General features: G+C 71.5%; 13 protein-coding genes. 5 read left to right on the forward strand and 8 right to left on the reverse strand.

Annotated features, from left to right (window positions below; translation table 11 throughout):
• Nucleotides 1-83 precede the first annotated feature (83 nt).
• The 3 genes from H4W31_RS17045 (at nucleotide 84) to H4W31_RS17055 (ending at nucleotide 4,072) form a co-directional block, all read left to right on the forward strand.
• Nucleotides 84-1,685: an alpha/beta fold hydrolase gene (locus H4W31_RS17045; RefSeq protein WP_192767560.1), complete on the forward strand. Its 1,602-nt coding sequence runs from the start codon at nucleotides 84-86 to the stop codon at nucleotides 1,683-1,685.
• 356 nt (nucleotides 1,686-2,041) lie between these two features.
• Nucleotides 2,042-3,097 (forward strand): ROK family protein, encoded by a 1,056-nt coding sequence (locus H4W31_RS17050; protein WP_192767561.1) that lies wholly within the window; start codon nucleotides 2,042-2,044, stop codon nucleotides 3,095-3,097.
• A gap of 117 nt (nucleotides 3,098-3,214) precedes the next feature.
• Nucleotides 3,215-4,072 carry a DUF998 domain-containing protein gene (locus H4W31_RS17055; protein WP_192767562.1) on the forward strand — a complete coding sequence of 286 codons (858 nt, stop codon included), beginning with the start codon at nucleotides 3,215-3,217 and terminating at the stop codon, nucleotides 4,070-4,072.
• Here H4W31_RS17055 and H4W31_RS17060 read toward each other — a convergent pair.
• The 4 genes from H4W31_RS17060 to H4W31_RS17075 form a co-directional block, all read right to left on the reverse strand.
• A complete protein-coding gene (locus H4W31_RS17060) occupies nucleotides 4,030-4,785 on the reverse strand; it encodes a tRNA(His) guanylyltransferase Thg1 family protein (RefSeq protein ID WP_192767563.1) in 756 nt (251 codons plus the stop codon). The two genes, H4W31_RS17055 and H4W31_RS17060, sit on opposite strands and share 43 nt — an antisense overlap.
• An 8-nt stretch (nucleotides 4,786-4,793) precedes the next feature.
• The gene (locus H4W31_RS17065; protein WP_192767564.1) at nucleotides 4,794-5,384 is read right to left on the reverse strand and encodes an HD domain-containing protein; all 591 of its coding nucleotides are present in this window, start codon (nucleotides 5,382-5,384) and stop codon (nucleotides 4,794-4,796) included.
• Between the two features lie 217 nt (nucleotides 5,385-5,601).
• Nucleotides 5,602-5,829, reverse strand: a complete 228-nt coding sequence (locus tag H4W31_RS17070; protein ID WP_192767565.1) for a DUF397 domain-containing protein — start codon at nucleotides 5,827-5,829, stop codon at nucleotides 5,602-5,604.
• Between the two features lies 1 nt (nucleotide 5,830).
• The gene (locus H4W31_RS17075; protein WP_192767566.1) at nucleotides 5,831-6,676 is read right to left on the reverse strand and encodes a helix-turn-helix domain-containing protein; all 846 of its coding nucleotides are present in this window, start codon (nucleotides 6,674-6,676) and stop codon (nucleotides 5,831-5,833) included.
• 460 nt (nucleotides 6,677-7,136) lie between these two features.
• On the opposite strand from H4W31_RS17075, the gene H4W31_RS17080 reads away from it, so the two are divergent.
• Complete coding sequence (locus tag H4W31_RS17080) at nucleotides 7,137-7,391, forward strand: hypothetical protein (protein ID WP_225946713.1); 255 nt, start codon at nucleotides 7,137-7,139, stop codon at nucleotides 7,389-7,391.
• A gap of 45 nt (nucleotides 7,392-7,436) precedes the next feature.
• Here H4W31_RS17080 and H4W31_RS17085 read toward each other — a convergent pair whose 3' ends face one another.
• Both H4W31_RS17085 and H4W31_RS17090 read right to left on the reverse strand, forming a co-directional pair.
• Nucleotides 7,437-8,624: a tetratricopeptide repeat protein gene (locus H4W31_RS17085; protein WP_192767568.1), complete on the reverse strand. Its 1,188-nt coding sequence runs from the start codon at nucleotides 8,622-8,624 to the stop codon at nucleotides 7,437-7,439.
• Nucleotides 8,624-9,919 (reverse strand): ATP-binding protein, encoded by a 1,296-nt coding sequence (locus tag H4W31_RS17090; protein ID WP_192767569.1) that lies wholly within the window; start codon nucleotides 9,917-9,919, stop codon nucleotides 8,624-8,626. The genes H4W31_RS17085 and H4W31_RS17090 overlap by 1 nt, the downstream gene beginning before the upstream one ends.
• A gap of 355 nt (nucleotides 9,920-10,274) precedes the next feature.
• Here H4W31_RS17090 and H4W31_RS17095 point away from each other — a divergent pair, with 355 nt between their 5' ends.
• A complete protein-coding gene (locus H4W31_RS17095; protein ID WP_192767570.1) occupies nucleotides 10,275-11,372 on the forward strand; it encodes a D-alanine--D-alanine ligase family protein in 1,098 nt (365 codons plus the stop codon).
• Nucleotides 11,373-11,433: 61 nt separating this feature from the next.
• On the opposite strand, the gene H4W31_RS17100 is transcribed toward H4W31_RS17095, so the two are convergent.
• On the reverse strand, nucleotides 11,434-12,090 hold the full coding sequence (locus H4W31_RS17100) for a DUF3515 family protein (RefSeq protein WP_192767571.1): 657 nt from the start codon (nucleotides 12,088-12,090) through the stop codon (nucleotides 11,434-11,436).
• Nucleotides 12,091-12,324: an Lrp/AsnC ligand binding domain-containing protein gene (locus H4W31_RS17105; protein WP_192767572.1), complete on the reverse strand. Its 234-nt coding sequence runs from the start codon at nucleotides 12,322-12,324 to the stop codon at nucleotides 12,091-12,093.
• Between the last annotated feature and the right edge of the window lie 9 nt (nucleotides 12,325-12,333).

Genomic DNA, 12,333 nt, shown 5'->3' on the forward strand with positions numbered 1-12,333 from the left:
GCGGGGAATCCATCGCAGGTCGCATACTCCGGTACCTCTCGCGGCAGACGCGGGTAGCGCCGGCTCGCCGTCACGGTTGTCCCATGAATCCATCCGACACTCGCACGATCGGCCGGCGGGCCGCCGCGGTGGTGGCCGCGGCCGGACTCGCGGGCACCCTGCTGGCCGTCGTCGCGCCACCGGCGTCCGCCGGCCAGCACGCGCCGCCGGTCACCTGGCAGAGCTGTCCCGCGTACTCCGACCAGACGCTGGCGCTGTTGGCGCCGCCGGACAAACAGCCGCAGCTCAGAGAGCTGCTGGGTCGGCTGGAGTGCGGCACGGTCAGCGTTCCGCTCGACTACGGCCGCCCGAACGGCCGGAAGATCACCGTGGCCCTCAGCCGGCTGAAGGCGCGTGACCAGGCGCACCGGCTGGGCAGCCTGGCGCTGAATCCGGGCGGACCCGGTGGCAGCGGCTATCTCATGCCGGTGGAGGTCATACTCCGCGGCGAGTCGACCGCGGGGCTGAACGAGCGGTACGACCTGATCGGCTTCGACCCCCGCGGCGTCGGTTACAGCACCAAGGTGGACTGTCCGGCACCGGACGAGATGCCGGATCCGCCTCCGCCCGGACCGTTGACCGAGGACCACGCGCGGCGGATCTACGACGCACAGGTCGCCGCCAACGCCGCCTGCGGGCGGTCCGATCCTCCGTTCCTGGGTCAGCTCACGACTGCCAACGTCGCCCGGGACCTGGACCGGATCAGGGCCGGGCTCGGTGAACCGCGGCTCAACTTCCTGGGCATCTCCTGGGGCACCTGGTTGGGCGTCGTCTACCGCACCCTGTACCCGCAACAGGTCGGCCGGATGTTCCTGGACAGCGTCGCAATTCCGCGGTTCAGCATTCCGGCTTTCGTCCAGGGGCGTGCCGACGCGGCCGAGCGCAAGGCCGGTCGGATGACGGCCTGGCTGTCCGAGTACGACGACACCTACGGGCTCGGCACCACCGCCGCCGAGGTACGCGAGACGATCATCGCGCTCCGCGCCGACTACGATGCGAACCCACGCCGGTTCACCGACCTGCCGGAGCCCCTTGACGGCGGCCTCATCGCGGATGCCGCCGGCCAGGACTCGCCGGTGTGGCCGCTCGTCGGCCAGATCCTGAAGGAGTTGCGGGAGGCGACCGGCCCCACCGCGCCGCCGACGGTCAAGCAGGTCCTCGGAGGATCCGGCCCGCCACCGCCGGCTCCGCCAGCCGACGCGCCGGAGCGGTCGAACCGCACCATGAACAAGGCCGCGTTCTGCAACGAGGACCCGAGCCGGTCCGACTTCGCCAGCGCGTGGGCGGCCTACCGCCGCAACCTCACGCACAACCCGATGACCGGACGGTCGGTCAACTTCGCCGCCGGATGCGCCGGCTGGCCACTGCCCGTGCAGGCGTTCCGGATCAAGCCCGGCGGCGGTTCGCTGGTGCTGTCCGGGCACCGGTGGGAGGTTCCGTCACCGTACGAGTGGACGCTGCAGACGCGGGACATCGCGGGCGGCAAGGTGTACACGGTCGACGACGACGTGCACGGCTCCGCGCTGATGGAGTGCACCGCCGACCTGGTCGGCTTCTTCAACACCGGCCGCATCGACGGCGGATGCGACGGTGTGCCCGTCCCGACCGGGCCGGCGGCCGCCGCGGCGGCGTTCAGCAGCAGCTGAGCAGCGACCGCCGGGGCGGGTTCAACCCGCCCGGCGGTCGTGCCGCGTCGCGCTGTCGCTGACGTGTCGTGGCCCGGCCCGGGGCCGGGGCCGGTCCGGGCCACGACACCTCAGCTGTCGTTCGGCGTCGACTGCCCGAAGAGACCGGCGGAGCGTACGGTCGCCTTGTCAGCGGCGGATGTGTCGATTCCGCGCCCCGAGGGCACGATGTCCGCCGCGTCGATCCCCGGCCGGCGGTTTCGGTAGCCGATCCGTCGGCCCGCGGGCGCCGGCCGGGGGCTGCGGGATAACCGCGGGTACGGCAGGGTAAGGCAATTCCGGCTCGGGCCCGACGTCGGAGGCGAGGAGGCAGCCCCATGGCGAACTCGGACATCCCGGTGGTCGTCGGACTGGACAACGGCGGTAACAGCAACAACGCGACGGTGCTCGACGCGACCGGGCGTTTCCTGGTGGACGAACTGGTCGAGAGTCCCTGCCAGGTGCTGGAGGGGCCGGAGGCGGCGGTCGAGGCGTTGGCGGCGGCGATGGCCCAGGTGTTGGCCCATACCGGCACCCCGGCGGAACTGGTCCGGGCCGTCGGGCTGGACACTCCCGGGCCGGCCAGTGCCACCGGGGTGATCTCCGCGAAGGGGTCGACGAACTTCTCCCAGCCGGCCTGGCGGGGTTTCGACATCCGGTCCGCCCTGGAACGCCGGCTCGGCCTGCCGGTGACCTACCACAACGACGGCAACGCCGCCGCGCTCTACGCCCACCACTCCTACTTCGGCGACGAGGCGATGCGCCGGTCGTCGGTCTCCGCCATCGTCGGCACCGGCCTCGGCGGTGGCGTGGTCGAGTGCGGGCGGGTGGTTACCGGGACCGCCGGAATGGCCGGCGAACTCGGCCATGTGCACATTCCGATGTACGGCCTGCTCGCCGAGGGGCAGCCGGTGCCGCTCTGCAACTGCGGGTTCGTCGCGGACGTGGAGAGCGTCGCCTCGCTGACCGGGATCCGACGGAATCTGCTGCCGTACTGGCTGACCCGGTTCGTCGGGCATCCGCTCGGCGAGGTCGACCTGCTCCAGGCCGCCCGACAGGTCCGGCAGTACGGCGTGGACGGCGACCCGATGGCGCTCAAGATCTTCGAGCAGCAGGCGATGGCGTTGGGCCGGCTGTTCACCATCGTGGCCAACTTCGTCGACCCGGACGCGTACTTCGTCGGCGGCGGTGTGGTCGAGGCGAGTCCCGAGTTCCGGGAGTGGTTCCTCGGCACCGTCCGGACGCACACCACACTCCGGACCGAGCAGGCGGAGCGGGCCCGGTTCGCGCTGGTGCCGGATCTCGACATGGCCGGTGCCCGGGGGGCCGCCATCGCCGCGCTGGCGACCCTCGACGGCCGGTCAGGGTCGGCCGACCCGCAGCCGGGGCGGTAGCCGCAGGTTTCCTGGTAGGGCCTGCCTCACCCTGATCCGCTCAGGGTCGCACAACCGGGGGAGTGGTCCGGGATCACGCCGGATCCGGCGCCGGTTCGTCGCGTCCAGGCTGGTCACATGATGTCCGGATGCCGCTGGAAGTCGTGGACCGCCCGCCCGCTCGCCCTGGTTGCCGCCGTAGGTATCGCCCTGACGGCGGCCCTCGGGGTCGCCGCACACCTCGCTCCGGACCCCGGGATGAGTCCACTCTCCCTGACGATCAGCGACTACGCGGTGTCGAACAACGGTTGGCCGATGAACGTGGCGATCCTCGTCCTGGGTGTCACGTCGTTGGCCGTACCGCTGGCGCTGCAGGCCGTACGCGCCCGGGTCGGGGCCGTCGTGCAGGGGCTGCTCCTGGTCTGGAGCCTGGGCCTGATCGCCGCCGCGATCGTGCCGACGGACCCGATCGGGGTGACCGAGCTGAGTACCCGGGGATACGTGCACCGGTACGTATCGGTGGCCGCCTTCGTCGCCCTGCCGGTCGCCACGCTGCTGGCGATCCGCCGGCTGGCCGTCGACGTACGCTGGCGCGGCGCCGTACCCCGGCTTCGGGCGCTGGCCGTGACGAGCGTGCTGGCGCTGCTCGGCCTCTACTATGTCGCCTTCCCCGGTGGCCGGGTGATGATGGGCCTGGTGGAGCGGATCCTGGTGGTGCTGGAGCTGGCGCTGCTCGCGGTCCTGGTCGGACGGTTGCACCGGCTCGCCGGCCGGACCGCGCCGGTGGCCGCGGGTGAGTCGGTGGCCCTGGGTGAGTCGGTGGCCCTGGGTGAGTCGGTGGCCCTGGGTGAGCCGGTGGCCCTGGGTGAGCCGGTGGCCGTGGCTGAGGCGGTGGCCGTGGCCAGGCCGGTGGCGCTGGCCCGACCGGTGCAGCGTGGTCGGGTGGTGCCTGCTCAGGCTCGGTTGGTGGCGACTCGTTCCACCAGTTCGCGGTAGTCGCCCTTCATCGGCAGCTCGCGTTCGACCCGGACCCGCCGCCGGGTGCTGGTCACCTCGGCGTCGCGCACCGGGTCGTGGCCGGGATGCGGATGGCTCTCCCACCAGAGCCCGACGCCCCGGCGCTGCCAGGCGGGCAGTTCGGCGAAGTTGATCCCGTACCGGAAGAGCAGTTCGTTCTTGTCCGACGTGCTGGCGCCGTCCAGTACCCGGTTGGCCTCCGAGGCGGACCGGCCGTCGTGCCGCAACGTCCAGTAGCACCAGCCGTTCAGCGCGCACCGGGCCGCGTCGGACTGCCGCCAGGAGAAGTAGTCGACCACGTCGGCGACGCCCGCCCCCAGCCAGATCCGGGCGTCGAAGTGCGCCGGTCGCCCGGCCGCGCTGGTGAAGGTGGCGCTGGCAAGGCCCGCCGAGATCGAGACGAGTTTCTCCACGGTTCCGCCGAACAACGCGGTGTCGGGAGGCAGCAGCAGGGAGATCTCGTCGCTCTCGGTGTACGCGTACCGGCCGGCCAGCTCGGTCAGCAGGGTGCGCGCCGTGCCGGTCATCAGTTCGCTGAACCGGGGATCGAATGGCTTGTCGAAGTGCTGTTCGGTGAACCGGGAGAAAGTCCGCCCGTCCAGCCGGATCACCGTCCAGGCACCGGGCAGCACCCGCAGGGTGTGGAAGTGCTCCCGGGCCCGCTGGCCGGACTCGAAGTCGTCGGTGTTCATCGCCCCGCTCAGCCCGTCGGGTAGCGGGCCTGGAAGGCGAGCCGGGCGTCGGCCTCCGCGCCGATCCCGTCGAGCACGTCGTCGAGCCGCATGAACGCCTCCCAGGGCTGCTCGTTCCCGGCCACCGCGAGTCGGCCGACGACCAGTGTCTCAAGCCCCGGTTCCCGCCGGCCCTTCAAGATCTTGTCGGCGAGGCTGACCAGCAGCTCCTCGGTGCTCATCGCGGGGCGGTCCCACCCGGCGTGGCTGGCCGCGAACCGGGCCAGTTCGGCGGGTACGCCGTGCCGAAGCAGCAGTTCCCGGCCGGCGGGTTCGTGCCGGGAGCCCGGTCCGGAGAGTTCCTCGGGATGGATTGTCTTCCCGATGTCGTGGGTGGCCGCCCCGAACAGCACCGCGTCGTGGTCGACGTCGAGTCGGGGGTACGCCGGCCGCAGCCAGTCGAGCAGTCGCGCGGCGACGTCGTGTACGGCCCGCAGGTGTGCGCCCAGCCGAGGTGGGGCGTCCAGCGTCAGCAGCAGCTCGACGGCCCGGGGCGGCAGCGGCCGGAGCGCCGGTGGACCCGGATCGGCGAGCGCGCGGTGCAGGGCGGTGGCGATCACGGTGTCGAAGGTTAACCGAGCGGTGCGAGCCGCAGAAGTGTTAGGAAGGGCCCCCCGCTACAACGGAAAGCGATAAGAAGGGGCCCTTCCTTGCATCTCCGCCACGCCCCCTGCCCGCCGACCCGGACCGGCGGAACAGGGGGCGTGGGGCACCGGAGCTGGGCGGGCCGAGCGTTGCCGGGGGGACGCAGCTCGGAGACCGCCAGCCTCCCCCCGGTCAGGGGAGAATGGGGGAGGCGGGCAGCGCGGTGGTGAATGCGGTCCAGGCGGCCGGAGAGAAGGTCAGTACGGGGCCGGTGGTGTCCTTGGAGTCGCGGATCGCGATGGTGGTGTCGGGGGCGGCGTTGATGATCTGGGCGAACTCGATGCAGGCGCCCTGGTCACCGCTGCGGGTGCTCTTCCGCCAGGCGGCACTGGCCAGTGGTGCGTTCGTCTCCGGTGGCATCTCACAGTCCTTTCAGGAGGCGGTTGATGGTGTCGCGGCTCTCCGCGGGGCTCAGCGCGACGGCCCGCAGGTGTTCCATGATCTTCGCGCAGGTCCGCAGGTCGTGCGGCCGGTCGAGGATCAGCTGCCCGGCGACCGTCTCGACCGAGGCGAGGGTCGGGTCCTCCGGATCGGCGAACTCGAGGATGTGCAGGGAGCCACGGGTGCCCCGGTGGTAGCCGGCCTTGAGGGGGATGACCTGGATGGTCACGTTCGGCAGCTCGGACATCTTGAGCAGGCTCTTTAGCTGGGCGGCCATCACGGCCTCGCCGCCGACCGGGCGGAGCAGCGCGCCTTCGTCGACGATGGCGTCGAAGATCGGTGGGTCGGACTCCTTCAGCCGTTCCTGTCGGCCGATCCGGATCTGGACCCGCTGTTCCACCTCCTCGTCGCCGAGGGTGTGCGGGCCGCCCCGCATGATCGCCCGGATGTACTCCGTGGTCTGGAGCAGTCCCGGTACGACCGAAGGCTCGAAGTTCGCGATCGCGGTGGCCTCGGCCTCGACCGCGATGAAGTCGATGGTGCGGCGGTCCAGGATGTACGAGTAGGACACCCACCAGCCCGGCTTCCGGGCCTCCTTGGCGAGCTGGACCATGTCCTCCAACTCGTTCTCCGGCCGCTTGTAGAGCGTGAGCAGCGCGCGTACCGAGGCCGGGCTGACCATTGTCTGCGCGTTCTCGTACCGGGAGAGCGTGCTGCGGGTGCTGTTGATCTCATCAGCAGCCTGTTCGAGGGTGAGCCCGGCCGCCTCGCGGGCATGGCGTAGGGCTATGCCGAGGCGGCGGGCGCGGAACGACTTCGGAGCCATGCATCGATACTGTCACATGTTGGCGGGAAGGCGTGCATGAGAGAACGCCCGTGAGAGTTGCATTCACGCGTTCACAACTGGCAATCTGTCATCACGTCCTCACCGCCGGTGGTCGTGTCGACGGTGGCTGTGGGTGACCGAAGGGGAACGAGGCGCACGGCGATCGGACCTTCCCGTACCCGATCGCCGTGTCCCTCCCGCCAGCCCGCGGACCTGGAGGCGACAGATGACAGCGAGCCCGTGCTGGCCTCGGGTATCCCGGTGTCGTTGGTGCGCCAGACCCGTGCTGAGGGACAACGAGGGCGCCTGGATCCACGCCGACCTGGCCTACGTGTGCCGGGACCGCTGGGGCGGGCTGGCCGGTACGACGGCCGAGCCGGAGGCGGGGCCCCGTGGATTCTGACCGGCGCCAGGCCCACCCTGGGCGGCCCGCCCACCGCGAACCCGGCGGACGGCGTGGCTGCCACGCCGACCACTGCGGAGGGCGGTCCCGGTGACCCGTTTCCTCATCGTGCTCACCGACGTGCGACCGCTGTCCAAGGAGGGGCGGGACGAGCGGATCGAGCCCGAGCGCCGTCGTCAGGTCGTCGGCGCCACCAGTCGGGAGGCCGCCGAGCGGATCGCCGCCGCCTTCGCGGCCCTGGGCATGGTCCGGGCGGGGCGGCAGCGGGTCAAGGTGCTCGCCGTCGGCCGGCGACGCTCCGGATTCGAGTGACTCTCGCCGGGAGTCGGGCGACTCGCAGTCGAGGATCGGTGAGGATCAGCCGGCCGACGCGGGTGGGCGGTGGGCCCGGAACCAGCAGCGGCGGACGAACCAGAAGAACTCCCGCAGGGCGCGACTCCGCCAGCGGATCAGCAGCGTCAGCAGCGGTACCGAGAACAGGATGGGGCCGACGATCTCGACCACCGGGGGCGGATGCGGGCCGACGATGATCAGCAGCATTCCGGCGGCCAGCGCCGCGAGCCGCAGCGGGGCGGCGACGAAGGTGAACCGGTGACGGTTCGCGCGCAGGAGGGCCCGGACCGGTCCGGGCAGCCGGGACAGTCGCCAGCGGAGCAACACCAGCACGCCGGTGACGGCCGCGACGGTGACCATCACGCCACCGGCCACGGCGAGCGGCCGGGACGGCACCAGTTCCTGCACCGCCACCACGACGAAGTTCGCGAGCAGGAGCAGAAGGCAGCCGAGATCGGTGAGCAACCAGAGCGCCTGCCGGGCCCCGGACGTCGCCGCCCGGATCGCCGCCGGATCGTTGGGCACCGCCTGGAGCATGCCGCCCATCACCGGAGAGGCCCGGACCGCCCGTCCCCGCTCGGCATCCAGCGTCGCCAGGCCGAACAGAGCCTGCGGGTCCTCGGGGGCGAGCCGCAGCGCCTCCAGGTACGCGGCCCGGGCCCGGCCGAACTCGGCCATCCGACGCTGCACCGTGGCCTCGGTGACGTGCGCCCAGACACTGACCGGATCGAGTTCCCGAGCCCGCCGAGTCGAGGCCAGGGCGGCCAGGACGGCCTGGGTGCCGGTGCCCCGAAGCAGCGCCTCGGCCCGGACGATCTCGTTGCGGGCGTCGTCCGGATCGAGCGTACGGGCCCGCTCGGCGGTGTCGAGCGCCTCCGGGATCCGGCCCAGTTGACGGAGCGCGACCGAGCGGTTGCGATGCAGCTGGGCGCTGTCCGGGGTACGCCGGGCCGCGATGTCGAGCACGGCCAGCATGTCCGCCCAGCGGTTCTCCCGCTGGAAGCAGTGCGCGTACACCTGGAGGGTGTAGCTGTCGCCGGGATCGGTGCGCAGCACCTCCAACAGCAGCGGGTACGCCGCCTTGACCCGGCCGACCTCGGCGAGTTGCAGAGCCCGTTCCAGCATCGAGTCCCTGACCTCTTCGGTCATTCCCGTTCCGCCGGGCGGGGCGTCGCCGGGCCCCGTCGTGTCGGCCACGGCTCCCTCGGCCATCAGAGCATCTTCCGCCGCTTCAGGTACGTCACCAGGTCGTCGTACGCGCCGCCCTCGTTGGCGAACATCGCCACGTTGCGGGCGGTGGCGAACCACGGCTTCGTCGAGGGACGCACGTCCTTCAGCGCCCGGTCGAAGTCGCGCTGCTCGATCATCCGTACCTCGCCCCGGCGGATCGAGTCGGCCATCGCGTACTCGGCGGCGGACTCGCAGAGGTGGGCCAGGTCGGCGCCGGAGAAGTCCTCGGTGGCGCCGACGATCCGGCGTACGTCGATGTTGGCGATCGGCCGGTCCCGCACGTGGTACTCCAGGATCGAGGTCCGGGCCGGGGCGTCGGGCGGCAGCACCAGCACCACCCGGTCGAGGCGACCCGGACGGCGCAGTGCGGCGTCGACGTCCCACGGGGTGTTCGTGGCGGCCAGCACGAAGACGCCCTCGTTGTTGCCCTCCACCCCGTCGAGTTCGGCGAGCAGCTGGTTGCCGAGCGTCCGCAGGTTGCTCGACGTCACCTTGGACCGCTTGTGCCCGAGGGCGTCCACCTCGTCGAGGAAGAGTACGCACGGCGCGCTGCGCCGAGCCGTCTGGAACAGCTCGTGCAGGTTGCGCTCGGAGTTGCCGATCCACATGTCGAGCACGTCCACGATGGACAGCGAGATGAACTTCGCCCCCATCTCACCGGCGATCGCCTTGGCCAGGAACGTCTTGCCACAGCCGGGCGGGCCGTACAGCATCAGGCCGCCGCGCAGGCTCTTGCCGTACAGCTTGCGTAGTTCCGGGTTGCGCAGCGGGCCGAGGAAGGCGAGTTCCAGCCGCTCCTTGACCTCGGTCATCCCGCCCACGTCGCCGAGCCGGATGGTGGAGGTCTCCACGTCGAACATCCGGTCGGCCTCCCCGGCCACCGGCTCCGGCTCGTCGCTCGCCGACGCGAAGCGTGGCGGCACCACGTCGGCGAGTTCGTTCTCGTAGGCGGCCAGCGGGTCGTCGGCCGGCGGTGGCGGGACGGCGCCACCGCCGCCGGTCGCCGGGCCGGTCGTCGGCGCGGCGGTCTGACCGGTCGCGGACGATCCGGCCGCCGGACCCGCTGCCGGTACGCCACCGCCGAGCGCCCGCTGCATCAACGACTGCGCGTCGGCGTCGGCGGGATTCCGGGCGAGCGCCTGCCCGATCTGCGCGATGGCCTCGGCCGGCCGACCGGCGTCGAGCAGCAGCCCGGCCAGATGCAGTCGCAGCGGACCGTCGTCGGGGTTGGCACTCACCGCGACGGTCAGGCTGTCGATAAGCGAATCGGAACTCACAAGACGAGGAGCCTAGACGTGTCGTGCCACCCGGACGACGCAGCGGCCACTCCGGGCGCTTCCGCCGCAGCGGCCACAGTTCGCAACCGACTACGCATCGTGCTCGATCCGCTGCCCGGCAGGGGTTTGCCGGTCCCGAAAAGGGGTGTAGACCCGGAAGTTGGCCACGCAGAGTAGGGTCACCCGGTGGGCGTACGAGGAGCGGAGGCGGCGCCCCGGCAGGTACCTTCCGTGGTTGTGGCGTGAACGGTCGCGATCGGGTTCCAGATGGCGACTCGGCGTCCGCCGCGCCGGAGCGGTGCGAGGCCGAAGCGGTGACGCGAACGAGCGGTGACGCGAACGAAAGGTGACCGGAGTGACCACCCCAGGCAAGACCCGCGTGGCCGTCGTCTTCGGCGGGCGCAGCACCGAACACGCGATCTCCTGTGTCAGCGCGGGCAGCATCCTCGCCGCCCTGGACCCGGACGAGTACGACGTGGTCCCGGTGGGCATCACCCGGGCCGGACAGTGGGTCCTGACCGACGGTGACCCGGCCCGGTTCGCCATCACCGAGCGCCAGTTGCCGGAGATCACCGCCGCCGCCGGCTCGACCGTGGTGTTGCCGGCCGACCCGACCGGCAGCGGGCTGATGATGCTGGATCCGGCCGAGGGGCCCCGGGCACTGGCCGACGTCGACGTGGTGTTCCCGGCGCTGCACGGCGCCTACGGTGAGGACGGCACCATCCAGGGACTGCTGGAGATGGCCGGCATCCCGTACGTCGGTGCCAACGTCTTCGCCTCGGCCGCGGCGATGGACAAGGAGTTCACCAAGAAGCTCGCGATGGCCGAGGGAATCCCGATCGGACCGTACGTCGTGCTGCGCAACGGGGTCAGCCTGACCGAGGAGGACAAGGAGCGGCTCGGGCTTCCGGTCTTCGTCAAGCCGTCCCGGGCCGGTTCGTCGGTCGGGATCAGCAAGGTCTCCGACTGGGACGACCTGGACGCGGCCGTCGCGCTGGCCCGGCAAATCGACCCGAAGGTGCTGGTCGAGGCCGCGATCGTCGGTCGGGAAATTGAGTGCGGGGTGCTGGAGGCCGAGGCCGGCGGTGGCCCCGAGGCGTCGCTGCTGGCCGAGGTGAAGGTGGCCGAGCGCGACTTCTACGACTTCGAGGCGAAGTATCTCGACGAGGGTTCCGAGTACGACATCCCCGCCGGCCTGCCGGACCGGGTGACCCGACAGGTGCAGGAGTACGCCTGCCGTACCTTCACCGCGCTGGACTGTGCCGGGCTGGCCCGGGTCGACTTCTTCGTCACCCCGGATCTGGACGTCTATCTCAACGAGATCAACACCATGCCGGGGTTCACCCCGACGTCGATGTTCCCGCAGATGTGGGCCGCGACCGGGTTGGAGTACCCGAAGCTGGTGAACCGGCTGATCCGGACCGCCTTGCGCCGGGGTACCGGCCTGCATTGACGAACGAATGCTCCGCCGGGCGGGCGGCGTACCCCCGACGGCGTGCCGGTCGTGCCGGGGGTCAGCCCCCGACGCAGCCGGTCGGGACGTCCGGCACCGACGGCACCGAGGCGACCAACGACTCGGACACCGGGGCGGCCCACTGCACCGTCTGCTCCTGCCCCGGCGGTACGACGAGTCGTACCGGCACCTCGCGGTCCACAGTGGTCAGCACCAGGTCGGCATTGCCGTGCTCGGTGTGCCAGCAGACCCCGTTGACCATCCACAGGTCGGCGGTCGGCGCGACCGTGGGCTTCGGCACCCCGCAGGACAGGGTGAGGGCCGGATCACCGTACGCGGCGTTCTGCTCCGGTCCGGCCGTCACCGCACGCTGGCCCAGGTCGCGGATCGTGGCCGGCAGCCGGGACAGCAGTGCCCGGCAGACGGTGGCCGGCCGTTCGGCCAGGGCCGGCGCGGCCATCTCGACCGGGGCGGTCGACTGCGGCCGGGCCGAACTGGGCGACGGGTCGGGCGAGGCAACCGGGTCCGGGTTGAGCTGGCCGAAGACCAGCACCGCGACCAGGGCGGTCAGCGGCAGCGCGATCACCGTCGCCCAGAGCGCGGCCTGTCGGGTGGTCCGGTCCGGGGCACCCGGCCCCGTCCGGTCGCCGGGATCGGTGGCCGTGGCCGACTCCGTCCCGGAGGCGTCGGGCTGCCCCGGTGTCGTGGTGCGTTCCATCTACAGCCGCACCACCGAACAGGTCAGCGTACGGGTGATGCCCGGCACCAACTGCACCTTGCTGACGATCATCTTGCCCAGCTCGTCCACGGTGTGCGCCTCGGTGAGCACGACCACGTCGTACGGCCCGGTGACCGCGTCGACCCGGACGACTCCGGGAATATCCGCGATGTGCGCGGCCACGTCACGTGCCCTTCCGACCTCGGTCTGGATGAGGATGTACGCCTGGACCACGACCCGCCT

This window comes from Plantactinospora soyae (genome assembly GCF_014874095.1).
Taxonomy (GTDB): Bacteria; Actinomycetota; Actinomycetes; order Mycobacteriales; family Micromonosporaceae; genus Plantactinospora; species Plantactinospora soyae.

What these genes read in the sequence shown, in the direction of transcription:
- H4W31_RS17045 (WP_192767560.1), top strand. Translation starts at nt 84, where the DNA reads ATGAATCCATCCGACACTCGCACGATCGGCCGGCGGGCCGCCGCGGTG.
- H4W31_RS17050 (WP_192767561.1), top strand. Translation starts at nt 2,042, where the DNA reads ATGGCGAACTCGGACATCCCGGTGGTCGTCGGACTGGACAACGGCGGT.
- H4W31_RS17055 (WP_192767562.1), top strand. Translation starts at nt 3,215, where the DNA reads ATGATGTCCGGATGCCGCTGGAAGTCGTGGACCGCCCGCCCGCTCGCC.
- H4W31_RS17060 (WP_192767563.1), bottom strand. Translation starts at nt 4,785, where the DNA reads ATGAACACCGACGACTTCGAGTCCGGCCAGCGGGCCCGGGAGCACTTC.
- H4W31_RS17070 (WP_192767565.1), bottom strand. Translation starts at nt 5,829, where the DNA reads ATGCCACCGGAGACGAACGCACCACTGGCCAGTGCCGCCTGGCGGAAG.
- H4W31_RS17075 (WP_192767566.1), bottom strand. Translation starts at nt 6,676, where the DNA reads ATGGCTCCGAAGTCGTTCCGCGCCCGCCGCCTCGGCATAGCCCTACGC.
- H4W31_RS17085 (WP_192767568.1), bottom strand. Translation starts at nt 8,624, where the DNA reads ATGGCCGAGGGAGCCGTGGCCGACACGACGGGGCCCGGCGACGCCCCG.
- H4W31_RS17100 (WP_192767571.1), bottom strand. Translation starts at nt 12,090, where the DNA reads ATGGAACGCACCACGACACCGGGGCAGCCCGACGCCTCCGGGACGGAG.